A 23,796-nucleotide genomic window follows, 5' to 3' on the forward strand; every position below is an offset into this window, starting at 1 on the left:
CAAATCTTGTGGATCAGCCAAATCTGTGGATCAGCCAAATCTGTGGATCAGCTTGTCAGGCCGAGCACGTCCCGCATCGAATAGAGGCCCGGCTTGCGGCCGCGCGCCCACAGGGCTGCCTTGACCGCGCCGCGGGCAAAGATCGCCCGGTCCTCGGCATGATGGGCAAGCGTGATGCGCTCGCCGGTACCGGCCAGCACCACACTGTGGTCGCCGACCACCGAGCCGCCGCGCAAGCTGGCGAAACCGATCGAGCCTGCCTTGCGCACGCCGGTATGGCCGTCGCGCACGCGAACATCGTTGCCGGCAAGTGCTACGCCGCGCCCGGCAGCGGCGGCCTCGCCGAGCAGCAGCGCCGTGCCCGACGGAGCATCGACCTTGTGCCGGTGGTGCATTTCCAGGATCTCGATGTCGAAATCGTCGGCATCGAGCGCGCGCGCCGCCTGCTCAACCAGCACCGCCAGCAGATTGACGCCGAGGCTCATATTGCCTGACTTGACCACCGTCGCGTGCCGCGCCGCCGCCGCGATCCTGGCATTGTCTTCAGCCGAGCAGCCGGTGGTGCCGATGATATGGACGATGCGCGCCTGCGCCGCATAGCCGGCGAATTCGACGGTCGCTGCCGGCGTGGTGAAATCGAGCACGCCGTCGGCCTTGGCGAAGGCCGGCAGCGGATCGTCGCCGATCGCCACGCCGAGCCTGCCGACGCCGGCCAGCTCGCCGGCATCCTTGCCGAGATGTGGCGAACCGGCCGGCGCGATGGCGCCGGCGACACGCGCGCCCGGTATCGTGTGGATGGCGCGGATCAGCGCCTGGCCCATGCGGCCAGCCGCGCCCACCACCACCAGGCCCATTTCACTCACGGTCGGCGTGTCGCTCATGAATGTCTCCCGACCGCCTTTTTCGCGTGATCATTTTGCGCCGCAGTCTGGATTGGCTTGGCGTCATCGACAAGCCCCAGCCCTTTCCTGCCTTGCACCCGATGGAACCGGGCATAGACGCTGTGCGGGTCGGCCATCAGCGAGGCATGCGTGCCCTGTTCGACCAGCCGGCCCTGCTCCAGCACGATGATATGGTCGGCATTGACCACCGTCGACAGCCGGTGCGCGATGACAATGGTGGTGCGCCCTTCCATGACATGGGTCAGCGCTTCCTGGACGCGGGCCTCGGCCTCGTTGTCGAGCGCCGAGGTCGCTTCGTCGAGCAGCAGGATCGGCGCCTGCCGAACGATGGCGCGTGCAATCGATACGCGCTGGCGCTGGCCGCCCGACAGCGTCACGCCGTTCTCGCCGACCGGCGTGTCGTAGCCTTGCGGCTGCTGGCGAATGAAATCGTGTGCCGCGGCCTGTTGGGCGGCGCGTTCAATCTCTGCGTCGGTGGCGCTCAGCCTGCCGTAGCGGATGTTGTCGCGGATGGTGCCTTCTAACAGACAGGGCTGCTGCGATACATAGGCGATCGAGCCGCGCAGCGAATGCTTGGTGACCTTTGAAATGTCCTGGCCGTCGATTTCGATCCTGCCCGACTCGACATCGTAGAAGCGCTGCAGCAGCGCAACCAGCGTCGTCTTGCCGGCGCCCGAGGCTCCGACGATGGCGGTCACCTTGCCGGCGGCGGCGACAAAGCTCAGGTCCTGCAGGACCGGCGCCTCTTCGACATAGCGGAAGGACACGTTGTTGAAGCGCACTTCGCCAGAGGTGAATTTCGCCTCGGCGGCTCCCGGCACGTCACCTTGCTGCGGCTCGAGATCGAGAAGCTCGTAGATCATGCGCGCATTGACCAGCGACTTTTCCATACCGACCTGCATGCGCGCCAGCCGCCTGGCCGGATCATAGGCAAGCAGCAGGGCGGTGATGAAGGCAAACACCGCGCCCGGCGGCTGGCCGCCGACGGTCGCCCGGTAGCCGGAATAGGCGATGACGCCGGCGACGGCGAAGCCGGCCAGCATTTCGGAGATAGGCGTCAGCCGTTCCGAGACGCGGGCGATCTTGTTTGCCCGCTGCTCGGCGCCCGCGACGAGGCCGCCGATGCGGCGCGACAGCTCGTCTTCCAGGGTGAAGGCCTTGACGATAGCGATGCCTTGCGTCGCTTCCTGCATGGCGCCGATCAGCCGCGAGTTGATCTGCACCGATTCACGGGTGATGCGACGCACCCGGCGCATCAGATAGGTGACACTGTAGATCAAGGGCGGGCCGATCAGCAGCGACATCGCCGAGAGCATCGGGTCCTGCCAGATCATGACGCCGACTAGCGCGACAAGCGATACCGCATCGCGCGCCAGCGATGTCAGCGTCATCGACAGGAGATCGCGGATGCCGTTGACGTTCTCGTTGATCTGCGCGGCGAGCCGGCCCGAGCGGGTGTCATTGAAGAAGCCGACGCCGAGCTTCATCAGATGGTCGAAGATGCGGCGTTGATAGCGCGCCACCAGATTGTTGCCGATTTTGGCCAGCGTCACTGCCTGGCCGTAGCTGGCCAGGCCGCGCAGCATAAAGGCGGCCAGGATCGACACGCTGATCAGCGCGATAAGATCGCCGCGCCGTTGGTAGAAGATCTGATCGATGACATCCTTCATGATCCAGGCTGTGAAGGCGGTCGTCGCCGCGATCGTCACCAGGCACAGCACGGCAAGAGCATAGTACCAGCGATAATCGCGGCTGTTCTCGGCGATGATGCGGCGGATCACCGCCACGATCTCGCTGGGACGGACTTTCCCTTTGGTTGGTGCTGGAATTGTCACGTTGGAGCGCTTTGTGGTTTCGGTTTGGCGGGACTGCAATTCGGCAACCTCTTAACGCCCCGATGGCGGCTTGCCTATGGCCGGGGACGGGAAACTTCGTCGCGGCGCAGCTTGTGTCCTAAACCCGCCAGCGCCGCCCCGCCGTCTGCACGCCGAACAGCGACGGATTTCTGGCATAGGCGGCCAGCCCTAAAAGCGCCGCAAGCGGATGGGTGATGACGTAGACCGGCATGCCGCGCATCAGGGCGCTGTGCGGCGCCTTGTCCTCGAAGGCGGCGCGGAAATTGCCGGTGCGCAGCGCCGGCAGGATTTTTTGCGCGATGCCGCCGGTGAGAAACACGCCGCCGCGGCTCATGAACACCAGAGCGAGATCGCCGGCGGTGCGCCCTAGGCAAGTGACGAAGATCGACAGCGCCTCTTCGGCCACCGGATCGTTCTTTGCCAGCGCCGCGGCGGTGACCTCGGCAGGCGTTGTAAAGGGCGACGGCTTGCCGTCCGCCTTGGCCACCGCCCGGTAGGCATTGACCAGGCCGCGTCCGGACAGGATCTGTTCGCCGGAGATGCGGCCCTCGAGCTTCTCGATATGCGGAAACACCTGGAAATCGCGCGGTGAGCGCGGGCCGATATCCATATGGCCGCCCTCGCCGGGCACCGGTATCCAGTGATGCAGCGCATAAACCAGCCCGGCGACACCGAGCCCGGTTCCCGGGCCGAGCACCACCCGCCCGGAATTCGGTTCCGGCTCGTCGCCGCCGATCTTTTCCATATGCTCTTCGCCGAGCGCGACGACAGCCAGCGCCTGTGCCTCGAAATCGTTGAGCACCACGACGTCGCTGAGACCGAGACTGGCGAACATCTGTCTCGGCTTGACGATCCATGGGCAATTGGTAAGCGGGATCTCGTCGCTTTCGACAGGACCGGCTACCGCCAGCACAGCTGAATTCGGCCGGACCGACGAGCGGTCGAGCACGGCCGACTGGATCGCCTCGTCAATCGTATTGAAGTTGGCGGTCTGGACGATGGTCGGCTCGCCGGCCTCGGAATTCGCGTCTAGTACGATCGAGAAGCGCGCATTGGTGCCGCCTATATCGCCGATCAGGATCGGAAATCGCAACAGAGTGTCGTCGTCGCTTACGCCTGGCATGCTCTCGTCCGTTCCCGACGCGTATCGCCGTTCTCTCGTTGACTAGCGCATGACCGCAAAAAGGGAAATCGGTTTTCGAAGTGGAGATGCACGGATGCAGACAGCGAACACGCTGCCCGCATCAGTGCCCCGGTCGTGGCCGCGGCAGCGGAATGCCGATCTCGGGCGTCGCCACAAAGGCGTTCGCCGAGGCCGGAAGCGCTGCCGCGCCGGCTGCGACCGTCGGCGGCGGCGAAGACTCTGCCGCGGGAGCAGGTACGGCCGCGATCGGCACGCCGTCGCCATAGTAGGTGACTGCTTCCGCCGACGGCGGAGCTGGCGCGTCGAGCACGAACTGGCATTGCCTGGGCAGGTTCGCCATGGTCATCAGGTCGCGTGCCTTCGGCTTGTCCGGGTTCTTGTTGGGGCGCCACGGCTCCTCGGTGAACCACCAGGCCAGCGCCTGGTCGCAGCCATCGCCTGGCGCCGTCGCTTCCTGTGCCTTGCAGTCGGGTGATCCAGCCTGGCAGCCGATGCGAATGTGGAAGTGGTAGTCGTGGCCCCAGAACGGCCTGACCTTGCGCAACCAGCTACGGTCGCCTTTGACCGTGTCGCAGAGCTTCTTCTTGATCCCGGGATTGACCAGGATGCGCTCGACTTCGGGATAGCTCGCGGCGCGCTTCAACAACCGCGTGTGCATCGGCGTCCACAGCCCGTCCTTCACCAAATGGGTCTTTTCATCGACCATCAAGGTAGCGCTGATGTTTTCGCGCTCTTCGGCCGAGAGCTTACGGTCGGGCATCGGCGTCAGCCAGATGTCGGCGTCGAGGCCAATCTGGTGCGAGGCATGGCCGGTCAGCATCGGACCGCCGCGCGGTTGCGAGATGTCGCCGATCAGCAAGCCCGGCCAGCCGTCGGCAGCGGCATCGCGCGACAGTTTCTCGATCAGCGCGATCATTGCCGGATGGCCCCAGCGGCGATTGCGCGACGGTCGCATCACCTCCCAGTGCCGGCCGTCCATGGGTAGGGCGACGCCGCCGGAAAAACAGCCTTTGGAATAAAAGCCGATCGATTGCGCTGCTGCGAGTGCCGGCAGCTTTTTGGCGCCGAACAGGTCCTTTGCCCGTTGCTCGGCGCTCCCTGGCTGCGTTGCAAGCGCCGCCAAGCCGGCGATGGCCAGTACTGCCGTCAGCAGCAGCGTTTTGCCCGGCAAGGCTCGCGCTAACGTCTTCCCCAAGCTGGACCCCTCCGCGATTTGAACCGCATCATACCATAGCCCGCGCAACGTATCGATCATGACCGTTTCATCGGGCTGCGCGCCTCGCCGTCGCGCCAGTCGCCGCTCGCCCACATGGCATCGAGCGCCGAGCGATAGTCGGGAAAGCGAAAGCCATAACCGGCCGCCTTGATTGCCGCGTTGGCGACACGCTTGTTCTCGCTGTAGAAAGACCGCGCCATGGGCGAAAGTTGGGCGGTCTCGAACGGAATTTCGGGCGGCGGCTCGATGCCCATCAATTGGGCGGCATAGGCGACGACGTCCTGCGGCGGCGCCGGCAGGTCGTCGGTGACGTTGAAGATGCCGCCGCGATTGCCCTCGGCGAGATGCCAGAGCGCACCGGCAATATCGTCGCAATGGATGCGGTTGAACACCTGGCCCGGCTTGACCAGCCGCCGCGCAGTGCCGTTTTCCAGGTTGACCAGGGCGTTGCGGCCCGGCCCGTAAATGCCGGAAAGCCGCAGGATCGCCACCGGCCGGTGGATGTCATGGCCCAATTGTTGCCAATCCTGCTCGGCTGCAACACGCATCACCGACCGCTTCGACAACGGCCGGCATTCGGCGGCCTCGTCCACCCAATTGCCGCCTCGGTCGCCATAGACGCCGACGGTGGAGAGATAGGCGATCCATTCGAGCTCCGGCATGTTGGCCGCGATCTCCTCGCGTGCCGCGCCCAGCATCGGGTCGCCGGCCTTGTCCGGCGCGACCGAGACGACGAGATGGGTTGTCTTCCCAAGGGCATCGCCGATTTCGGAGGTCAGCGTGCCATCGAAACGCAGCGGCACGATACCGGCTTGCCGCAGCGCCGCGAATTTTTCCAGCGACCGTGTTGTACCGAAGATCGTTGTGTCGGCATCCCTGTTGGCGCGGGCGAAGGCCCTGCCCGAATAACCGGCGCCGAAGATGAAAATCTGCTTTTTTGTCATGTATGCGCCTCGATCGGCTTTGGCAGGGCCAGAAGCCATTCGCCTCTCACCGCCTCGTCATGTTCTGCTTGCAAAGCGGCTGCGGCACGTTCGGCGAACTCCCGACCCGGCACCAGCCGCGACAGCGCCCATACCGCAGCTCCGCGAACCAGGGGCGAGGCGTCGTCGAGCAGCGCGCGAACGGCGCCGGCCAGCGACAAGTCCTGGGAATTGCCGGCCGCTATCAGCACGTTTCGGATAAAACGGTCGCGGCCGATGCGCTTGATCGGCGAGCCCGAAAAAAGCGTGCGGAAGGCAGTGTCGTCGAGACGCAGCAGCTCGGCGAGCGGCGGTTCGCGCAAGTCCGCGCGGGCGGCAAGCTTTGCCTCCGAAGCGGCTTGGGCGAACTTGTTCCACGGGCAGGCGGCCAGGCAGTCGTCGCAGCCATAGATGCGATTGCCGATCTTTTCCCGGAACTCATGCGGGATCGGTCCTTTGTTCTCGATGGTGAGGTATGAAATGCAGCGCCGCGCATCGAGCCGGTAAGGCGCCGGAAAGGCGTCCGTCGGGCAGGCGTCGAGGCAGGCCCGGCAGGAGCCGCAATGATCGTTCTCAGGCGCGTCCGGCACCAGCTCGGCCGTCGTGAAGATGGTGCCGAGGAACAGCCAGGAGCCATGCGCGCGGCTGACCAGGTTGGTGTGCTTGCCTTGCCAGCCGAGGCCGGCCGCCTCGGCCAGCGGCTTTTCCATCACCGGCGCGGTGTCGACAAACACTTTCACGTCCCCGCCGGCGCGCGCCACGATCTTGCCGGCGATCTCCTTCAGCCGGCCTTTCATCACGTCATGATAGTCGCGGTTCTGCGCATAGGCCGAGATCGCGCCGCGGTCGCGCTTTGCCAGAATGTCGCGTGGGTCGTGGTCGGGGCCGTAATTCATCGCCAGCACGATGATCGAGCGGACCTCTGGCCAAAGCGTCGTCGGTTTGCCTCGCCGCTCGAGCGTTTCGGTAATCCAGCCCATCGAGCCGTGAAAGCCGTCGGCAACGAATTCGGCCAGCCGTTCCGGCGCCTGCGGAATCGCATCGGGCGTGGTGACGGCAATGGCGTCGAAGCCGGCATTCCGCGCCTCGCGGTCGATCAGCGCGCGCAGCTTTGCCGTATCAGAAATCGAGGTCCGCATAATGTGACACCGGCGACAGGCCGCGCACCCGGTCGGACAGAAGCGGCCGGAACGAAGGCCGTGATTTCACCCTTGTATACCATTCGCGCGCGGCGCTGTGTTCGCGCCAGTCGATCTCGCCGAGATAGTCGAGCACCGACAGTGCCGCCGCCGCCGCGAGATCGGCATAGGTGACCTTGTTGCCGGCCAGCCAATGACGGGTGCCGGCCAGCCAGTTGGTGTATTTCATGTGCTGGCGGATATTGGCGCGGGCGGCGCGGATCGCCGCCGAATCGGGCGAGCCGCCGCCTGCCGTTTCCGGCATGACCGGCTTCAGGACGCGCTCGCGCACTAGGTGCCGGGTAACCTCGCTTTCCGCCTTGTTGAGGTACCAATCGGTCAGCCGTCGGATTTCGGCGCGCTCCATCGGATCCTCGGCGAACAGCCGCTTGTCGCGCTTGAGTACCCCGCGCGTCTCGTCGAGATATTCGGCAATGACCACTGCGCCAACGATCGGCACGTCGCCTTCGGCGAGCAGGATCGGCAGCGTGCCGGCCGGGTTCAGCGCCAGGAACTCCTTGCGCCGCGTCCACGGCTTCTCTTCGATCAGCGCCAGTTCCTCGCCATACTCGCCAAAGGCGAGGCGGACGAAGCGGCAGCTGGCGAACATCGGATGGTGGAAAAGCGTCAGCATGGTCCCGCGATAATAGAGCGCACTGGCAAATCGCCGGCTGCGCCGGTAAGTCTTGGCCGCCCGATTCAGGGGCTGTCAGGGTGCTGCGACCTATAGGGGGAGTTCCGCGCCGTGACAAGCAAGCCCTTTTCTCACGCCCTCACTCCAACGCCGAGGTTGCCATGGAAAACCAGACCGTCGTCGAAGCGCTGCTGCTCGGCATGCTCGAGGGCCTGACCGAGTTTATTCCGGTGTCTTCAACCGGTCATATCCTGCTTGCCGGCCATTTCCTCGGCTTTCATTCGACCGGCAAGGCCTTCGAGATCCTGATCCAGCTCGGCGCCATATTGGCGATTCTCAGCGTCTATTTCCGCCGTCTCTGGAAGATGCTGCTCGAGCTGCCCTACGATCGGCTGACGCGGCATTTCGTCCTTGGCATCCTCATCGCATTCCTGCCGGCGGCCATTATCGGCGCGCTGGCGCACGATTTCATCAAGACGGTGCTGTTCGAATCGCCGCGGCTGATCTGCATCATGCTGATCATCGGCGGTGTCATCCTGCTGCTGGTCGATCGCATGAAGCCGAAGCCCTATTACCACGATGTCGAGCGGTTTCCGACCAGGCTTTATCTGCAGATCGGGCTGTTTCAGTGCCTGTCGCTGATCCCCGGCACGTCGCGCTCGGGTTCGACCATCGTCGGCGCGCTGCTGCTCGGCGTCGACAAACGGGCGGCGGCGGAATTCTCCTTCTTCCTTGCCATCCCGACGATGGTCGGCGCCTTCGCCTTCGACCTGTTCAAGAACCGCAATGTGCTGAGCAGCGCCGACCTGCCCATCATCGCCGTCGGTTTCGTCGCCGCCTTCGTCACCGCGCTAATCGTCGTGCGCTTCCTGCTCGACTACGTCTCGCGCCATGGCTACGCGCTGTTCGGCTGGTGGCGGCTGGTCGTCGGCATCGTCGGCCTGGCGGGGCTGGCCATCTGGAGATGAGCCGGTGCAGCTATAAGACTGAGATTGGCGGTGATTCTAAGCCCCTGTCGGAACGCAATCGATGCGGCACGACAGGAGCCCCGGATTGGGGCCTGCCTAGTTCGCTGGCTGGAACTGGATTTCCCCCTTGTTCAAGAAGCAAGTCTTGTCAAACAGCTGCAAATCCAGAGGGTTCGGTAACCGGACATCTCGAATATCCGGGCACGGCTTCTTCAATGGATCATATGATCGATCGATCTGAGAAATAAAGACGATGATCAGCCCTCGATCCCGCGCAAATACCCTCAGCGCCCGGACCTGCACGGCCAATTCGGGATTTTTGCGCTTCTGGTCGAGCAATTGCAGATAGTCTACGACCATCAGGGTGCCGCGAGGCGCTGACGCGGACGTGTTGACGATGTAATCGGCACTTATGGCGTCGGAGCAGTCGAATTCGAACAGCCTATCGAACTGCGCGTACTCCGCCCCGATTGCTTCGAAGCGCTCAACAACGTCTTTTTTGGTGTATTCCAGCGTGAAGAACATGGCTCGATTGCCGGATTTCATGGCCTCCACGGCGAGTTCGAGGCTCATTAGGGTTTTGCCTTGCCCCGGCCGCGCGCCGAGTAGCACCAGGTCACCGGGCTTCAATCGCGCAATCAGCTTGCCGGCCGGCCTTGCAGCGGACAGTTTCGCGGCAAGGAGGCTCCAATCATTGTAGCCTCCCTGAAGGGCTATGCGGTTAAGCGCTTCATGAAGTGGGATTTTTTCTTCGCGGGATAAGAGCCTGGCCTTGCGCTTCAGATGGTAAATTGGCGCCGACAGCTTCATTCCAACCTCCTATTGCGAGCAGTTTTGGCAATCCCTCCTTATGCTTGGTGCTCGAACAGTCGGTTTGATGACTAGGTAGCCCCGTATGAATTATACTTTCCCGAGCGGAGGGAGGAGGCGTGGGCCGCACCCGAATCGGAAGATAGCGCAATCCCAGCGGGAACTCTATTCTTGCCCGAAGCCGAGCCACACGATCTTGTGGACGTATGGTTGGCAGGGGAATGCATGAGCGAAGTTCTTGACGCCCTCGTTATTGGCGCCGGTCCGGCGGGACTCGGCGTCAGCTACTTCTTGAAACGGCAGGGCCGCGACCACCGTGTGCTCGATCGAGGCCGGATCGGCGAGACGTGGCGAACGCAGCGCTGGAACTCGTTTCGACTCAATTCGCCGACCATTCGCTCCATCTTACCCGGTGATTCCTACGAGGGGCCCGAGCCGTGGGGCGCGATAACCCACCACGAATTTGTCGCGTATCTCGAAGGCTATGCCGAGCGGCACCGCCTGCCGGTAAGCACCCAAACTCCGGTGCAAGAGCTGACGAGAGACGACGGGATCTTTCGCATCATCACGACGGACGGGGCATTTCTGGCGCGCAACGTGGTGATCGCCACCGGCGACCAGAATCGGCAGGTCCGGCCAGCAGGGTCGGCGGATTTGCCAACCGCAATTCGCCAAGTCGATTCCTCGGCTTATCGCAACCCGGCCGAGTTCGAGAGTGGCGCGGTGCTGGTGGTCGGCAGCGGTCAGTCGGGCGGCCAGATCGCCGAGGATCTGGCGCTGGCCGGACGTGCGGTCTTTTTGGCGACCAGCCGCAACGGCCGTTGGGTGCGGCGCTACCGCGGGGGCAACATACTTAAATGGCTGACGCTGTCCGGTTTTCTCGACGTTCCGCGCAAGGAACTCGTCCTCCCCTCCGGCAAGCTGCAGGCCCGCGCGCTGGTCGGCGCGACCCATACGATCAGCCTGCAATCGCTGAGTGCACAGGGCGTGGTGCTGCTCGGCCGCTTCAGGGGTGTGGAGAACGGCAACCTCGTCTTCGGCGACGAGCTCGACGACCATATGCGATTTGCCGACGAGGTCTCCGCGAATGCCAAGCGCCTGGTTGACGAGTACATCGAGCGCGCCGGCCTCGATGCGCCACTGGCCGACGATGATCCAGCCGAGACGATTGAACCGAGCTTGCCCGATCCTCCGATCCGCTCCCTCGACTGGACGGCGAGCGGCATCAGATCAGTGATCTGGTGCACGGGCTTCACCGGCGATTTCTCATGGGTTCGGCTTCCCGGCGCGCTCGATGCCGCCGGCCAGCCCGTCCACGAGGATGGCGTCGGCGCTGTTCCAGGTCTCTTTTTCGCCGGCCTCGATTTCGGATCGACGCGGAAGTCGGGCACCATACCGGCCATTCCAGAGGAGGCGGCCGCCGTCGTGGAGCGACTCGTCCAAGCGGGAGCCGACTTGCCACGGAACGGCGTCTAAACGAGCCGTCGAACGCGGGTTCTTGAACGTGCAAGAACATGACAGCTCTGGCGCGATCAAGACGACGCACGCTGCCTTTTATCGAAGCGCACCGACAATTTTCCGTAGTCCATTGGTGCGACAGCCAGAAATCGCCGGCACCTTCGATACGGTGCTCCAATTCGCGGCCGACTGCATCCATTGCCTCCGTCAACGTGCGGCGGCCTTGATCTCGGCGTCTTGACCTCGGCTGGTCGTCGTCGTGCTGACAGCACTGGCTATATGGGATGACCCGGCGCAGTCGTTCGGAATGGTCGCCCTGGAGACGCCAAAGAAGGTGCATCAAGGCGCGCGATCGGTCAGCGCGTTCGCACCTTCCTCCGCGGCGCAATGTGCGCAGCAGTAGATGATGTCATCCTGTTCGACGCCATGTCCGATGATCCGGCATCCGCAATGCGGACATATCGGAGCAAGTTTCTGGACCGCGCATTCGAAGCTGTCGAACGTGTAGGTCTCCTCGGCCATCGTCACTTTGAAAGCCTTGTCGTAGTCATTCCCGCATTGATCGCATCTGGCCATAGTTCGTTTCCTTCTTTCACAGCTTCAAGCTCGACCAACCTGTCGCGGCGATAGGTTCCCGCCAGGATCAGGGGGCCGTCCTAAGGCGGAGACGAGCGCGAGCCTACGCCACGGCGCTGTTCGATCGCACGGATCACCTCGTCGATATCCCGCGGCTCGATGTCGAGTTCCTTCAGGCCAGGCGCGTCGATTGCTGCCACATTGTCCTGACGCATAAGATCGATCTGGTTGCGCGTTATGGGGGCAGCCGGGAGGAGTTCCGCGACGCCAGCCAAGGCGTTCCATACCGCAAACGGCACCGGCATCAGCTTGACGTGCGTATCGAGTTGTCGGGCGATCTCCCGAAGCAGTTCCTTATAGGTATAGATGCGCGGGCCACCGAATTCGAATATGGATGAACCCTTGTGGGTTCGCCCGTCGATCAGCCGGCTCACTGCTTCGGCGACGTCCGCCACATAGACCGGCTGAAGCCGTGTGCCACCATCGCCGAACAGCGGATAGACCGGCAGGAGGCGTATCATCCTCACAATGGTCGTGAGGAAAGCGTCGTCAGGTCCTGTCATGACGGCGGGACGCACAATGAAAGCGCCGGGAAATGCGCTTTCCACGGCGCCTTCTCCGCGCCCGCGCGCCCTTATGTAATTCGAATCCGATTGAGGATCGGAGCCGATCCCTGAAATCTGGACGAATTGGTCGATCGCGCGGTCGCGCGACGCGGCAGCGAGATCGGCCGCGGCTTTCACATGCACGCGTTCAAAGGTCTGGACGCCGTGCTCGACGTAAAGACTGACAGCATTCACGACCGCCTGTGATCCGGTAATGGCCGACCCGATCGAGGACGCATCCAATATATCCGCCTCGACTGCCTCGGGCATCCTTGTAATCGAGGAAAAGACCAGGGCCACGCGAGCCGGATGGCGAGATGCAGCGCGCACCGTGAAACCTCTTTCCAGGAGCCGCTTCACGATCCTGCGCCCGAGAAAGCCAGTTCCGCCGAACACGGTGACGATCCGTACCGGGTTGAGATCGTCGGGATCCATTTGCCTCGCCATCCCTTTGTCCTCGCATAGCTGCCACGACTGCCCAGGCCGGCATTTGAACCAGCCCGTCGAACATCAGGACGATTGGGGAACAACGCAGGAACGCTTTTGTTCCAGTCAGCGCTGGGCGGATGCCAGTCAGCGCTGGGCGGATGCTTGACGGCTCGGCAAACCATGATCTGAACCGCAGGCGCAGCAAACGGCCCCACTTCGGGAATAGCCTAGTTTCGCCCGTAAAACACATTCTCGACATGCACCGGCCAGCGCCACGGCAGCACCGCCACCATGTCGAAGCGCACCGATAATTTTCCGTAGTCGGATTGGCGCGAAAGCCAGAAATCGGCGGCTCCTTCGATGCGGTGCTCCGATTCGCGACCGACGGCTTCCATTGCCTCCATCAGCGTGCGGCGCGCCTTGACCTCGACGATCAGCACCAGATCGCCACGCCGCGCGATCAGGTCGATCTCGCCGAACCTGGTGCGGTGGCGGCGGGCAAGAATTCGGTAGCCTTTCAGCATCAGCGCCGCCGCCGCCAGCCATTCGCCGTGATGGCCGCGCCGGTAGGCCTTTTGCCGGCTGGCGCTCGGCCGTTCAGCCATCGCCGCCTCCGCCGGTCCCGTCTCTTCCAGCATTCTTGAGGTCGAGCAGCCGACGATAGAGCGCCTGCTTCTGGCCACCCGTCATCTTGGCGGCTTCCGCCGCTGCCTTGGAGGCCGGCATCTCGACGGCGAGCGAAAGCAGCAGCCGGTCGATGTCTTCTGGCTCATCAGCGACCGCATCGGCCGGGCCGACGCAGATGACGATTTCACCCTTGGGCGTATCGGCTCCCGCATAATGGCTGGCGAGCGATTGGAGGGTGCCGGTCCGCATCTCCTCGAAAGTCTTGGTCAGCTCGCGGCCGATCGCCGCCTTGCGGGCACCGCCCAGCACCTCGACCATGGCACTGAGCGTCTCGGCCAGCCGGCGCGGCGATTCGAATAAGATCAACGTTCCCGGCGCCGCCTTCAGCGCTTCCAGCCGCGTCAGCCGCTGCCCGGACTTCACCGGCAGGAAGCCGGCAAACAGAAACGCGTCCGAGGGCAGGCCGGATGCCGTCAAAGCGGCAAGTGCTGCTGATGGGCCGGGGATCGGCACGACACGAATGCCACGTTCCAGCGCCTCACCGACCAGCCGGTAGCCGGGGTCGGAGATGAGCGGCGTGCCGGCATCCGAGATCAGCGCTACGCTTTGGCCGGCCAGCAGCGCCGCGATCAGCTTCGGTCCGGCCTCGCCGGCATTGTGCTCGTGGTAGGCGGTGGTGCGGCGGCGGATGCCGTAGCGGTCGAGCAGCACGCGGCTGACACGTGTGTCCTCGCAAGCGACGATATCGGCGGCGGCGAGCGTTTCCAGCGCGCGCAGCGTGATATCGGCGAGATTGCCGATAGGCGTCGCCACCAGGTAGAGCGCCGGCTCGAGCGGCCGGGCGGCGATTTCGGTCTGCCCGACCACATAACTGCGTTTGGCCGATTCGCCGGTCACCTGCACAACTCCGTTCGACCCTGTTTGGCACGGCTCACGCTTGGTTGCAAAAGCCTGGGTTGCAAAGGCCCTGGTTCCAAAAGGGATGCCGACGTGAACCGGCCGCCATGCCTTCGCCACAGTAGGGAACGAAACCGTTGCCGGCGAATTTTACCCCTGATCTCGGGAGGAGCAGGATGGACAGCCTGACGATACAGGACGTTTTCGAACCCTACTATGCCGGCCGCAAACGCTTCGCCGCACCATGCGACAAGAGCCGGCCTGCCGAAGCCGCAGATGGCAGAGCCAAGAAGCCGCTTGCACGCCAGCGATCGGCAGAGAGCAAGCCCGCAAACGAAACCGCCCGCACGATGGAGCACTGACCGGACGATGCCCAATCGCTTCGACATTTTCATCACCCGCCTCGAAACAAAAAGCGCCCGCGATGGCGCAGCGTCACATTCCACAGACGACCAGCACCATGCCTCACGCGACAAAAGCGAGATCAAGCCGGTCCGTTCCGGAGAGACCAGCGAAAAAGATCGCGCCAAACACCGCCACAAGCACGAGGCTTGACCCCGCAAACCTTAGCGATCGGTCGAGACAGTTCTCGAAGCGCGGTTGCGCATGCTCCGCGATGTATCGTTCAACCCAGATACTTCGAGACACGCGCCTCCAGCAGGCCCACCAGAGCCGGGTCCATGAATGCATAGTCGTCGGGAATATCGAGGCAGATTACCCGAACCTTTTTCAGGCTTGTCTTGAATTTCTGCTGCAGTTTGGCGCGGTGCGTTTTTTCCATCACGAAGATGATGTCGGCCCAGGCGACGAGTTCATGCGTCAACGGAATGTCGGCATCGTGATTAGTGCCGGCCGAAGCGACCTCGATGTCCCGCCGCTTGGAAAACACCTGCTCCGCCGTCGGGCTGCGCAAGCGATTCTGGCTGCAGATGAAGAGAACGTTCTTCAACGTGCTATCTGGCCAAGTCCGCCACGACCGCATCGAGCACGATCATGCCGGCCGGCGTGGCGCGCAGGCGCGCATTGCCGATCGGCGCCACCAGGCCTTCGTCCTGCAGTACCGACAGCCGTGCCGTCGACAGGCCGCGCCCTGAAAATGCCTCGTAGCGGGAAAGGTCGATGCCTTCCGCCAGCCTCAGCCCCATCAGCAGGAACTCGTCGGCCTCTTCCGACCGCGTCAGGATCTCGCCGCCGGTAACGCCATGGCCCTTGGCCTCGACCAGATTGGCCCAAGTCTCCGGCATTTTCTCGGCGATCGTCACCACGCGCCGGCCATTTTCGACGAACCGGCCATGCGCGCCGGGACCGACGCCGACATATTCGCCATAACGCCAGTAGGTGAGATTGTGCCGGCTTTCGGCGCCGGGCCTGGCATGGTTGGAAATCTCGTAGGCCGGCAGTCCGCGCGCGGCGGTGATCTCCTGTGTCAACGCGTAGAGATCGGCGGCAAGCTCATTGTCTGGAATGATGAACTTCCTTGCCGCATGCAGCGCATGGAACGGCGTGCCTTCCTCGATGGTCAGCTGATAGAGCGACAGATGGTCTGCGGCGTGGCCGATCGCCTGCTCGAGCTCCGCCTGCCACGCTTCCGGCGTCTGACCGGGCCGCGCGTAGATCAGGTCGAACGACAGCCGTGGGAATATCTCGCGCGCCAGGCCGATCGCATGCAGGGCCTCATCGACATTGTGCAAACGGCCGAGGAAGCGCAGATCCTTGTCGTGCAGCGCCTGCACGCCAAGCGATACCCGGTTGACGCCGGCCGCGCGATAGCCGCGAAAGCGCTCGGCCTCGACGGAGGAGGGATTGGCCTCCAGTGTCACCTCGATGCCATCAGGCACCGTCCAGTTCTTCGCCACTGCATCCAGCACCGCCGCCACGGTCTGCGGTTTCATCAGCGATGGCGTGCCGCCGCCAAGAAAGATACTGGTCACCTCGCGCGGCCCGGTGCGGCCGCGCATCGTCGCCAGCTCGGTCTCGAAGGCGCGGGCAAAACGCTCCTGGTCGACCGGCTGGTGGCGGACATGGCTGTTGAAGTCGCAATACGGGCATTTGGCCGCGCAGAACGGCCAGTGGACGTAGACGCCGAAACCAGGCCTGCGGTCGAGCAGCATGGTCATACGGCGGCCAATCGGGCTTGCGCGAATTTCTGGAAGGCGCGGGCACGGTGCGACAATGCGGTTGGCTGGCCGGGCTTCCAGCCATGCTTGTCCTTCGCGCTCATCTCGCCGAAGGTCTTCTCGAACCCATCGGGCAAGAACACCGGATCGTAGCCGAAGCCGAGCTCGCCGCGCGGCGGCCATACCAGCGTGCCCTCGACCTCACCGCGAAAATATTCCGCCTGGCCATCGGGGAAGGCCAGGCAGATGACCGCGACAAAGCGGCCCTTGCGCTGGGCAGGCGTGATCGCGCCAACTTCTTGCAAGGCCACTTCCGTGCGCTGCATGGCCATGCCGAAGTCGCGGGAGCCGTCCGGCGTCTCAGCCCAGTTGGCGGTGTAGACGCCGGGTGCGCCGTCGAGCGCATCGACACACAGGCCGGAATCGTCCGACAGCGCCGGCAATCCAGTGGCCTTGGCGGCGGCCAAGGCTTTTATGAGGGCGTTCTCCTCGAAAGTGGTGCCGGTCTCGTCCGGTTCCGGCAGGCCGTATTCCTTTGCGGACTTCGCTTCAATGCCGAATGGCGCCATCAGATCGGCGAATTCTCGCAATTTGCCGGCGTTGTGGCTTGCGACGATGATCTTATGCCCATCAAGCGAATGAATAGTTGGCGAATGCATCAGATGCCCCAAATTCGTGGCTCGGCGAATTCGATCGAATTGCCGGAGGGATCGCGAATATAGATCGAGCGGCCGCCTTGCGGCCACTCGAACTCGCTTTCGATGGCGATTTTCTTCGCCTCAAGATGCGCTTTCCAGCGTGGGATTTCATCCGCGCTTGCGGCGAAGCAAAGATGGCCCTGGCCGACCGCGCCATGCGGCGGCACGGGCAGCTTGGCGTCGGCCCGCGGCGGCACTTTGGTGGCCTCGGCATTGAAGATAAGCAGCACGCCGTCGCCGCAGCGGAAGAAGAGATGCCTGCCATCGACCTTACCGAGCAGATCGAGCCCGAGCACGCCCGAATAGAACCGTTCCGCGGCAGCAAGGTCGGTCACGTAGAGTGCTGATTCCAGGATTGCGGAAGGAGTCACAGGATCGCCAATCTCATCAATATTGGACCGCAGCTAAGCCACCGCCATTTGCTGCAAGCTGACCAGGCGCTGAATGCCTTTCTTGGCGAGCCCCATCAGCGCCGCGAACTGCTCTTCCGAGAACGGCTCGCCCTCGGCCGTGCCTTGGATCTCGACGATGCCGCCCTTGCCGGTCATGACGAAATTGGCGTCGGTGCCGGCCGAGGAATCCTCGATGTAGTCGAGGTCGATGACCGGCTGGCCATCATGGATTCCGCAGGAGATTGCCGCAACGTGATCCTTCAGCACCTTGCTCAGGCTCGCCATCTGGCGGGCTTCCATCCAGCGCAGGCAGTCGTAGAGCGCCACCCAGCCGCCGGTGATCGAAGCGGTGCGCGTGCCGCCGTCGGCCTGGATCACGTCGCAGTCGACGGTGATCTGCTGCTCGCCGAGCGCCTGCAGATTGACCACGGCGCGCAGGGAGCGGCCGATCAGCCGCTGGATTTCCAGCGTGCGGCCGCCTTGTTTGCCGGACGAAGCCTCGCGGCGCATGCGCTCGCCGGTCGAACGCGGCAGCATGCCGTATTCCGCCGTCACCCAGCCCTTGCCGGAGTTGCGCATCCAGCCCGGCACCTTTTCCTCCAGGCTGGCCGTACACAGCACATGCGTGTCGCCGAACTTCACCAGGCACGAGCCTTCCGCATGCTTGGAGACGCCGCGCTCGAAGGAGATGGGGCGCATTTCGTCGAATTGGCGTTTGGAAGGGCGCATTCAGGCTTCTTTCTTTCTTCGGAATCTTGGCCGGGGAATCTTGGCCGGCTTGTAGCCGCACGGGGCGTGACGCGCAAAGGAAAATGGACCGGTTGCGCCGACACCGCGGAAGTCTATATCTTCGGGGCGGAGGTTTGGCTCGAAATGACAAAGGCAGTCGATCCCGGTTTGCAGTCGCACGTGCTCCCCTCGCACGCGCTGCAATCGCCCGCGCTTCAATCGCTCGACATGCGTTCGCGCGACATCTTCCGGCGCATCGTCGATTCCTATTTGAGGGATGGCGAGCCGGTCGGTTCGCGCAGCCTGTCGCGCATCCTGCCGTCGTCGCTGTCGCCGGCCACCATCCGCAACGTGATGAGCGACCTTGAGCATCTCGGCCTGATCTATGCGCCGCACATTTCGGCTGGCCGGCTGCCGACCCAGGCAGGCCTGCGCTTCTTCGTCGATGCTTTCATGGAACTTGGTGACCTCTCCGACGAGGAGCGCCGCACCATCGAGGCCCAGGTGCGCGCCTCCGGCTCGGGCGCGACGCTGGAGCATATGCTGACCGAGGCCAGCCAGATGCTGTCCGGCATGTCGCGCGGCGCCGGCCTCGTGCTCGCCGCCAAGAATGAGGCGGCGCTTAAGCACATCGAATTCATCCAGCTCGAGCCGACCAAGGCGCTGGCCGTGCTGGTCTCGCAGAACGGCGACGTCGAAAATCGCGTCATCGATCTGCCCGCCGGCATCACCATCTCGCAATTGCACGAAGCCTCTAACTTCCTCAACGCCCATATCCGCGGTCGCACCCTGGCCGAGGCGCGGGTCGAGATCGCCCGCATCAAGGAAGAGACCAGGGCGGCCCTCGACACGCTGTCGCAGGATCTGGTCGAGAAGGGCCTGGCGGTCTGGGCAGGCGCTGAAAGCGGCGTGCCTGGGCGGCTTATCGTGCGCGGTCGCGCCAATCTCCTGGAAAACGTCACTGCCCAGGCCGACATAGAATTGCTGCGGCATCTGTTTGAGGATCTGGAGACGCAGGATGGGCTGATCCAGCTTCTCGACCTCGCCGAGGCAGGCCCAGGCGTGCGCATATTCATCGGTTCGGAAAACAAGCTGTTTTCGCTGTCTGGCTCCTCGCTGGTGGTGGCACCCTATCGCGACAAGGACGCGCGTGTCGTCGGTGCGCTCGGCGTCATCGGGCCGACGCGGCTGAATTATGCGCGCATAGTACCGATGGTCGACTATACGGCGCAGCTGATTTCGCGCATGCTGAGCTAGGAGCCGCCGCGGCCTGCCGCAAGGAGGAGAAAAGAATGGCGCTGGAATCGTTCAAGGCCCAGATCAGTCTGCTGCTCGAAGAAATGATCAACCAGCCAGAGGATCAGCACGAGGTACAAGAGCAGTTGCGCGAGAAGCTGCAAGAGATGCGGGCGATGGGTTTACCGCTGCCGGCCGATCTGGTCGCGCTGGAAAAGCGCCTCGACGACGACTTTTACGCCTCTGGCAACTGAACGGGTTCGGCTTCAAATCCTCGTGTGCTGGACGGCCGCTTGGAACGATCAATACCTGATGCCGTTTGCCCCTGTTCGAGGCGAATCCCGGAGGACGTTGATGATCCGATCTGGCGGCTTTGCGGCCTTGGCCGCTGCCCTCCTTGTTGCGACACCGGCAGCCGCCCAGCAGGCGGATCAGAATGTGCTCAAAGGCGAAGCCGCGTTTGGCGATTGGCACGCCGACAGGCCTGGCGTCCGACGCCTGATTGGGCCGCGAGACATGCCGGCAGCCGACCCCGCCCAATCCGCTTCGAACGGCGCCGGCGTGGCGGAACGGCCCGAAAGCGCCAAGCCAGAATTGCCGTCGGGCTTTTCGGCTGAAATGATCGCATCCGGCATCGTCAATCCACGTGTCGTGCGCGTCGCTCCGAATGGCGACCTGTTTGTTGCCAACAGCCATGCCGACCAAATACGCGTCTATCGTCTCGCCGAGGGCAGCGCCAGGCCCATCGAGAAAGCGATCTTCGCCAAGGGGCTCAATTATCCCTACGGCATCGCCTTCTATCCGCCAGGAGACAAACCGCAATGGGTTTATGTCGCGAACAGCGACAGCATCGTCCGCTTCCCCTATCGCGATGGCGACCTGAAGACATCCGGCAAACCAGAAACCATTGTCGCCAAAATCCCGTCGGGTGGTCACACGACCCGCGACATCGCCTTCTCGCAGGACGGCAAAACGCTTTATTTGTCGGTTGGCTCCGCCTCGAACGTCGCCGAGGATATAGGCAAGGAGCCGGATAGCGGCCTCGACGCCTGGGCCAAATCAAAGCCGCTCGGGGCGGCCTGGGGCTCCGAGGACGGCCGTGCCGATGTGCTCGCCTTTGACCCGGATGGGAAAAATCCGCGAACTGTCGCCACCGGCCTGCGCAACTGTACGGGCATGACCGTGCAGCCCGCCACCGGCGCATTGTGGTGCGTCGTCAATGAGCGCGACGAACTCGGCGACAATGTGCCGTTCGAATTTGCAACGGCGGTCAAGGACGGCGGATTCTATGGTTGGCCTTGGTACTACATCGGCAATAACGAGGATCCGCGCCATCAGGGCGAGCGGCCAGACCTCGCCGGCAAGGCCACTGTCCCCGATGTATTGATGCAGGCGCATTCGGCGCCGATGAATATAGCCTTCTACGACGGCAAGAACTTCCCGGCGGATTATCAGGGTGACGCCTTCGTCGCCATGCATGGTTCGTGGAACCGTGGCGCCAGGACCGGTTACAAGGTGGTGAGGCTCAAATTCAGGGATGGCAAGCCGACAGGCGAATATGAGGACTTCATGACCGGCTTCGTCATCTCGAACGACGCCGTCTGGGGCCGCCCGGTCGGTGTCGCGATGGCCAAGGACGGCTCCCTGATCGTCACAGAGGACGGTAACGGCACCATCTGGCGCGTTACCTACGAAGACGGCCGCTCCTGAACGGCGGTGTCGCCTGCTGCGCTGGCGCAATCGAATCCGGCCCGAGGGAATTCACCCAACTTCAACATTGTGCGACAAGCGCCAATCATGACACTCACCGGGTTCCTCGCCTATAGTGCTGCCCTCGGCATCGCCGCGGCCATCCCCGGCCCAGGCGTCACCGCGCTTGTTGCGCGTGCTCTGGGTTCCGGCTTCCACTCGTCGCTGGCCATGTCGTTCGGGCTGATGCTCGGCGACCTGACCTATCTCACTGCCGTGGTGCTCGGCCTGGCTTTCGTCGCACAGACTTTCGGCATGGTCTTCCTGGCCATCAAATGGCTGGGCGTCGCCTACCTCGCCTTTCTTGGCTGGCGTTTCTGGACGAGCGGCATCACGCCCGAAACGGTGGAGGCGAAGAAAGGCAAGGGCGGCTTGGCATCCAGCTTTGTAGCCGGCCTTGCCGTCACGCTCGGCAATCCGAAGACGATGATCTTCTATCTTGCCATCACCCCGACCATCGTCGATCTGAAGACGATCACGCTGGCCGATTACGGTATCCTCGTCGCGCTCACCATCGTCGTCCTGCTCGTCGTGCTGGTGCCCTATCTGGCGCTGGCGGCCAAGGCGCGCTGGTTCCTGAAGTCGCCGCGGGCGCTGAGGGCACTCAACCGCACCGCCGCCGGCTTTATGGTCGGCGCGGCGGCGGCAATTGCCGCCCGCCAATAGATCTCTTTCGCCAATCCGCCCAAGGATTGCCACGCCTTGCAAAGGCGGGGGTACTCAGCACGAACTTCACTCGGATATTTTTCGATCGACAGCCTATCTTGCGCGGTGGATGGCTCTATCCTATGCCCGCGCGACTCTTGCCGCTTTACCTCTGGGAGGAAATCAATGAACAAGCCCGCCACCCCCACACACGTGCCCGGCCGCGGCCGCATCTACAATTCGATCACCGAGACGATCGGTGACACGCCGCTGGTGCGGCTTGATAAATTCGCCAGGGAGAAGGGTGTCGTCGCCAATCTGCTGGCCAAGCTCGAATTCTTCAACCCGATCGCCTCGGTCAAGGACCGCATCGGCGTGTCGATGATCGAGGCATTGGAGGCTTCCGGCAGGATTACGCCCGGCAAGACCACCCTGATCGAGCCGACCTCGGGCAATACCGGCATCGCGCTCGCCTTTGCCGCCGCTGCCAAGGGCTACAAGCTGATCCTGACCATGCCGGAAACCATGTCCGTCGAACGCCGCAAGATGCTGGCTCTGCTCGGTGCCGAACTGGTGCTGACCGAAGGGCCGAAAGGCATGAAGGGCGCCATCGCCAAGGCGGACGAGCTGGCGGCAACGCTGCCCGACGCTGTCATTCCGCAGCAATTCGAAAACCCGGCCAATCCGGAAATCCATCGCCGCACCACGGCCGAGGAAATCTGGAACGACACCCATGGCGAAGTCGATATCTTCGTTGCCGGCATCGGGACCGGCGGCACCATCACCGGCGTCGGCCAGGTGCTGAAGAAGCGTAAGCCCTCGGTGCATGTTGTCGCCGTCGAACCGGAAGCCTCGCCGGTGCTGTCGGGCGGCCAGCCAGGCCCGCACAAGATCCAGGGCATTGGCGCCGGCTTCGCGCCAAAAATCCTCGACACGACGATCTATGACGAGATCGTCAAGGTCTCGAACGAGGATTCGGTTGCTAATGCACGGCTCGTCGCTCGGCTCGAAGGTGTGCCGGTCGGCATCTCGTCGGGGGCCGCCCTGCAAGCGGCGATCGTCGTCGGCTCGCGGCCCGAGAACAAGGGCAAGAACCTCGTCGTCGTCATCCCCTCCTTCGCCGAGCGCTATCTCTCGACGATCCTGTTCGAGGGATTGGGCGCTTAGACACGAGCGTTTTTGACCGGTCAGTAGCGATCCTTCGCGATGCCCTCCGACATCAAATACTCAGTATCACGCGTCGGCGTGGACCGCTGAAAAACCACCTGTGGCGGGCGTCGTTCGCTTGAGCGGCGGGTCACTTCCGTATCAATCGTCGCTGTCCGGCAGGTGGAGGACTTTATGTACAAGCTCTATACGCGTGCCAATACCGGCGGCTTTGTCGTCGAGGCGGCGCTCGCTTTGGCGGGCGTGCCTTTCGACCAGATCGACGTTCCGAAGGGCCGACCCGACCAGGCCTTTCTTGATATCAGCCCCTTGAACCAGGTGCCGGTCCTGATCTTGCCGGACGGACGCTCGATGACCGAATCGGCGGCGATCTGCATCCTGCTGGCCGAGCGCCACCCCGAAGCAGGACTGGCGCCCGCAGCAAGTTCGGCTGACCGCGCCGACTTCCTGCGCTGGATGTTTTTCATGTCCTCCGTCATCTATTCGGCTGACCTGCGGTTCTTCTACGCTCATCGCTACACGACCGATCCCCGGGGCGTGGACGCTGTCAAACAGGCGGCGGTCTCGGAAATGGATCGCAGCCTCGCCATTCTCGATGCCGCCCTCGACGGCCGCGACTGGCTGGCCGGCGACCAACTCTCGCTGGCCGACATCTATCTCGTCATGCTGGTGGCCTGGCATCCGGAGGTCGCGAAGGTTCCAACCGCTTGGCCGAACATCGAACGCCTGTGGGCCAATTTGCGGGAACATCGGGTGATGAAGAGGCTGAATGCTTCCCACGACATGTGGCCGGCCTAAGCA

General features: G+C 63.4%; 26 protein-coding genes. 9 read left to right on the forward strand and 17 right to left on the reverse strand.

Annotation, left to right across the window (positions count from 1 at the left end; translation table 11 throughout):
- Positions 1–47 precede the first annotated feature (47 nt).
- The 7 genes from dapB to NKH41_RS12260 all read right to left on the reverse strand — a co-directional run bounded on the left by dapB (position 48) and on the right by NKH41_RS12260 (position 7,892).
- A complete protein-coding gene (gene dapB / locus NKH41_RS12230) occupies positions 48–881 on the reverse strand; it encodes a 4-hydroxy-tetrahydrodipicolinate reductase (RefSeq protein WP_352683980.1) in 834 nt (277 codons plus the stop codon).
- Positions 878–2,737 (reverse strand): ABC transporter ATP-binding protein, encoded by a 1,860-nt coding sequence (locus NKH41_RS12235; RefSeq protein WP_352770248.1) that lies wholly within the window; start codon positions 2,735–2,737, stop codon positions 878–880. The genes dapB and NKH41_RS12235 overlap by 4 nt, the downstream gene beginning before the upstream one ends.
- Positions 2,738–2,855: 118 nt before the next feature.
- Entirely contained in the window at positions 2,856–3,881 is a 1,026-nt protein-coding gene (locus NKH41_RS12240; RefSeq protein WP_352473558.1) for a glucokinase, read from the reverse strand.
- A 121-nt stretch (positions 3,882–4,002) separates the two neighbouring features.
- Complete coding sequence (mepA, locus tag NKH41_RS12245; RefSeq protein WP_502895684.1) at positions 4,003–5,097, reverse strand: penicillin-insensitive murein endopeptidase; 1,095 nt, start codon at positions 5,095–5,097, stop codon at positions 4,003–4,005.
- A gap of 56 nt (positions 5,098–5,153) precedes the next feature.
- Positions 5,154–6,062: an SDR family oxidoreductase gene (locus tag NKH41_RS12250; protein ID WP_352770184.1), complete on the reverse strand. Its 909-nt coding sequence runs from the start codon at positions 6,060–6,062 to the stop codon at positions 5,154–5,156.
- On the reverse strand, positions 6,059–7,219 hold the full coding sequence (gene queG / locus NKH41_RS12255; RefSeq protein WP_352770186.1) for a tRNA epoxyqueuosine(34) reductase QueG: 1,161 nt from the start codon (positions 7,217–7,219) through the stop codon (positions 6,059–6,061). The genes NKH41_RS12250 and queG overlap by 4 nt, the downstream gene beginning before the upstream one ends.
- Entirely contained in the window at positions 7,200–7,892 is a 693-nt protein-coding gene (locus tag NKH41_RS12260; RefSeq protein WP_023678968.1) for a glutathione S-transferase family protein, read from the reverse strand. The genes queG and NKH41_RS12260 overlap by 20 nt, the downstream gene beginning before the upstream one ends.
- Positions 7,893–8,053: 161 nt before the next feature.
- On the opposite strand from NKH41_RS12260, the gene NKH41_RS12265 reads away from it, so the two are divergent.
- The gene (locus NKH41_RS12265) at positions 8,054–8,860 is read left to right on the forward strand and encodes an undecaprenyl-diphosphate phosphatase (protein ID WP_352770189.1); all 807 of its coding nucleotides are present in this window, start codon (positions 8,054–8,056) and stop codon (positions 8,858–8,860) included.
- Positions 8,861–8,956: 96 nt separating this feature from the next.
- On the opposite strand, the gene NKH41_RS12270 is transcribed toward NKH41_RS12265, so the two are convergent.
- Positions 8,957–9,670 carry a DNA helicase gene (locus tag NKH41_RS12270; protein WP_352932698.1) on the reverse strand — a complete coding sequence of 238 codons (714 nt, stop codon included), beginning with the start codon at positions 9,668–9,670 and terminating at the stop codon, positions 8,957–8,959.
- 225 nt (positions 9,671–9,895) lie between these two features.
- Between NKH41_RS12270 and NKH41_RS12275 the strand changes: the two genes are divergently transcribed.
- On the forward strand, positions 9,896–11,146 hold the full coding sequence (locus NKH41_RS12275; protein WP_352770251.1) for a flavin-containing monooxygenase: 1,251 nt from the start codon (positions 9,896–9,898) through the stop codon (positions 11,144–11,146).
- A gap of 321 nt (positions 11,147–11,467) precedes the next feature.
- On the opposite strand, the gene NKH41_RS12280 is transcribed toward NKH41_RS12275, so the two are convergent.
- The 4 genes from NKH41_RS12280 to rsmI all read right to left on the reverse strand — a co-directional run bounded on the left by NKH41_RS12280 (position 11,468) and on the right by rsmI (position 14,262).
- Positions 11,468–11,704, reverse strand: coding sequence for a metallothionein (locus NKH41_RS12280; RefSeq protein ID WP_352926009.1), 237 nt, complete (start codon positions 11,702–11,704; stop codon positions 11,468–11,470).
- Positions 11,705–11,784: 80 nt separating this feature from the next.
- Positions 11,785–12,756 (reverse strand): complex I NDUFA9 subunit family protein, encoded by a 972-nt coding sequence (locus NKH41_RS12285; protein ID WP_352473565.1) that lies wholly within the window; start codon positions 12,754–12,756, stop codon positions 11,785–11,787.
- A 209-nt stretch (positions 12,757–12,965) separates the two neighbouring features.
- The gene (locus NKH41_RS12290; RefSeq protein WP_023678973.1) at positions 12,966–13,343 is read right to left on the reverse strand and encodes a YraN family protein; all 378 of its coding nucleotides are present in this window, start codon (positions 13,341–13,343) and stop codon (positions 12,966–12,968) included.
- Positions 13,336–14,262, reverse strand: coding sequence for a 16S rRNA (cytidine(1402)-2'-O)-methyltransferase (gene rsmI, locus NKH41_RS12295; protein WP_352770191.1), 927 nt, complete (start codon positions 14,260–14,262; stop codon positions 13,336–13,338). Before rsmI ends, NKH41_RS12290 begins: the two co-directional genes overlap by 8 nt.
- 176 nt (positions 14,263–14,438) lie before the next feature.
- Between rsmI and NKH41_RS12300 the strand changes: the two genes are divergently transcribed.
- On the forward strand, positions 14,439–14,624 hold the full coding sequence (locus NKH41_RS12300) for a hypothetical protein (RefSeq protein ID WP_352614740.1): 186 nt from the start codon (positions 14,439–14,441) through the stop codon (positions 14,622–14,624).
- 263 nt (positions 14,625–14,887) lie between these two features.
- Here the strand turns inward: NKH41_RS12300 and NKH41_RS12305 are convergent, their stop codons facing one another.
- Genes NKH41_RS12305 through rph form a run of 5 tightly spaced genes read right to left on the reverse strand, consistent with a single transcriptional unit; the run spans position 14,888 to position 18,198 of the window.
- Positions 14,888–15,211: a low molecular weight protein tyrosine phosphatase family protein gene (locus NKH41_RS12305; RefSeq protein ID WP_352770193.1), complete on the reverse strand. Its 324-nt coding sequence runs from the start codon at positions 15,209–15,211 to the stop codon at positions 14,888–14,890.
- Positions 15,212–15,215: 4 nt separating this feature from the next.
- Positions 15,216–16,379, reverse strand: coding sequence for a radical SAM family heme chaperone HemW (gene hemW, locus NKH41_RS12310; RefSeq protein WP_352770195.1), 1,164 nt, complete (start codon positions 16,377–16,379; stop codon positions 15,216–15,218).
- Entirely contained in the window at positions 16,376–17,023 is a 648-nt protein-coding gene (rdgB, locus tag NKH41_RS12315; RefSeq protein WP_352614790.1) for an RdgB/HAM1 family non-canonical purine NTP pyrophosphatase, read from the reverse strand. Before rdgB ends, hemW begins: the two co-directional genes overlap by 4 nt.
- 14 nt (positions 17,024–17,037) lie before the next feature.
- Complete coding sequence (locus NKH41_RS12320; protein WP_352473571.1) at positions 17,038–17,448, reverse strand: VOC family protein; 411 nt, start codon at positions 17,446–17,448, stop codon at positions 17,038–17,040.
- 33 nt (positions 17,449–17,481) lie between these two features.
- The gene (gene rph / locus NKH41_RS12325; protein ID WP_352473573.1) at positions 17,482–18,198 is read right to left on the reverse strand and encodes a ribonuclease PH; all 717 of its coding nucleotides are present in this window, start codon (positions 18,196–18,198) and stop codon (positions 17,482–17,484) included.
- Positions 18,199–18,342: 144 nt separating this feature from the next.
- Here rph and hrcA point away from each other — a divergent pair, with 144 nt between their 5' ends.
- From hrcA to NKH41_RS12355, 6 genes are all read left to right on the forward strand, one after another.
- A complete protein-coding gene (hrcA, locus tag NKH41_RS12330) occupies positions 18,343–19,455 on the forward strand; it encodes a heat-inducible transcriptional repressor HrcA (RefSeq protein ID WP_502893799.1) in 1,113 nt (370 codons plus the stop codon).
- A 35-nt stretch (positions 19,456–19,490) separates the two neighbouring features.
- Positions 19,491–19,688, forward strand: coding sequence for a hypothetical protein (locus tag NKH41_RS12335; RefSeq protein ID WP_023678983.1), 198 nt, complete (start codon positions 19,491–19,493; stop codon positions 19,686–19,688).
- Positions 19,689–19,788: 100 nt separating this feature from the next.
- On the forward strand, positions 19,789–21,144 hold the full coding sequence (locus tag NKH41_RS12340) for a PQQ-dependent sugar dehydrogenase (RefSeq protein ID WP_352770198.1): 1,356 nt from the start codon (positions 19,789–19,791) through the stop codon (positions 21,142–21,144).
- A gap of 87 nt (positions 21,145–21,231) precedes the next feature.
- Entirely contained in the window at positions 21,232–21,849 is a 618-nt protein-coding gene (locus tag NKH41_RS12345; protein WP_352614746.1) for a LysE family translocator, read from the forward strand.
- A gap of 165 nt (positions 21,850–22,014) precedes the next feature.
- Positions 22,015–22,995, forward strand: a complete 981-nt coding sequence (gene cysK / locus NKH41_RS12350; protein ID WP_023718844.1) for a cysteine synthase A — start codon at positions 22,015–22,017, stop codon at positions 22,993–22,995.
- A 174-nt stretch (positions 22,996–23,169) separates the two neighbouring features.
- A complete protein-coding gene (locus tag NKH41_RS12355) occupies positions 23,170–23,793 on the forward strand; it encodes a glutathione S-transferase family protein (protein ID WP_352539792.1) in 624 nt (207 codons plus the stop codon).
- The last annotated feature ends 3 nt before the right edge of the window (positions 23,794–23,796 follow it).

This window comes from Mesorhizobium sp. M1169, assembly GCF_040318345.1.
In the GTDB taxonomy this organism is placed as follows: Bacteria; Pseudomonadota; Alphaproteobacteria; order Rhizobiales; family Rhizobiaceae; genus Mesorhizobium.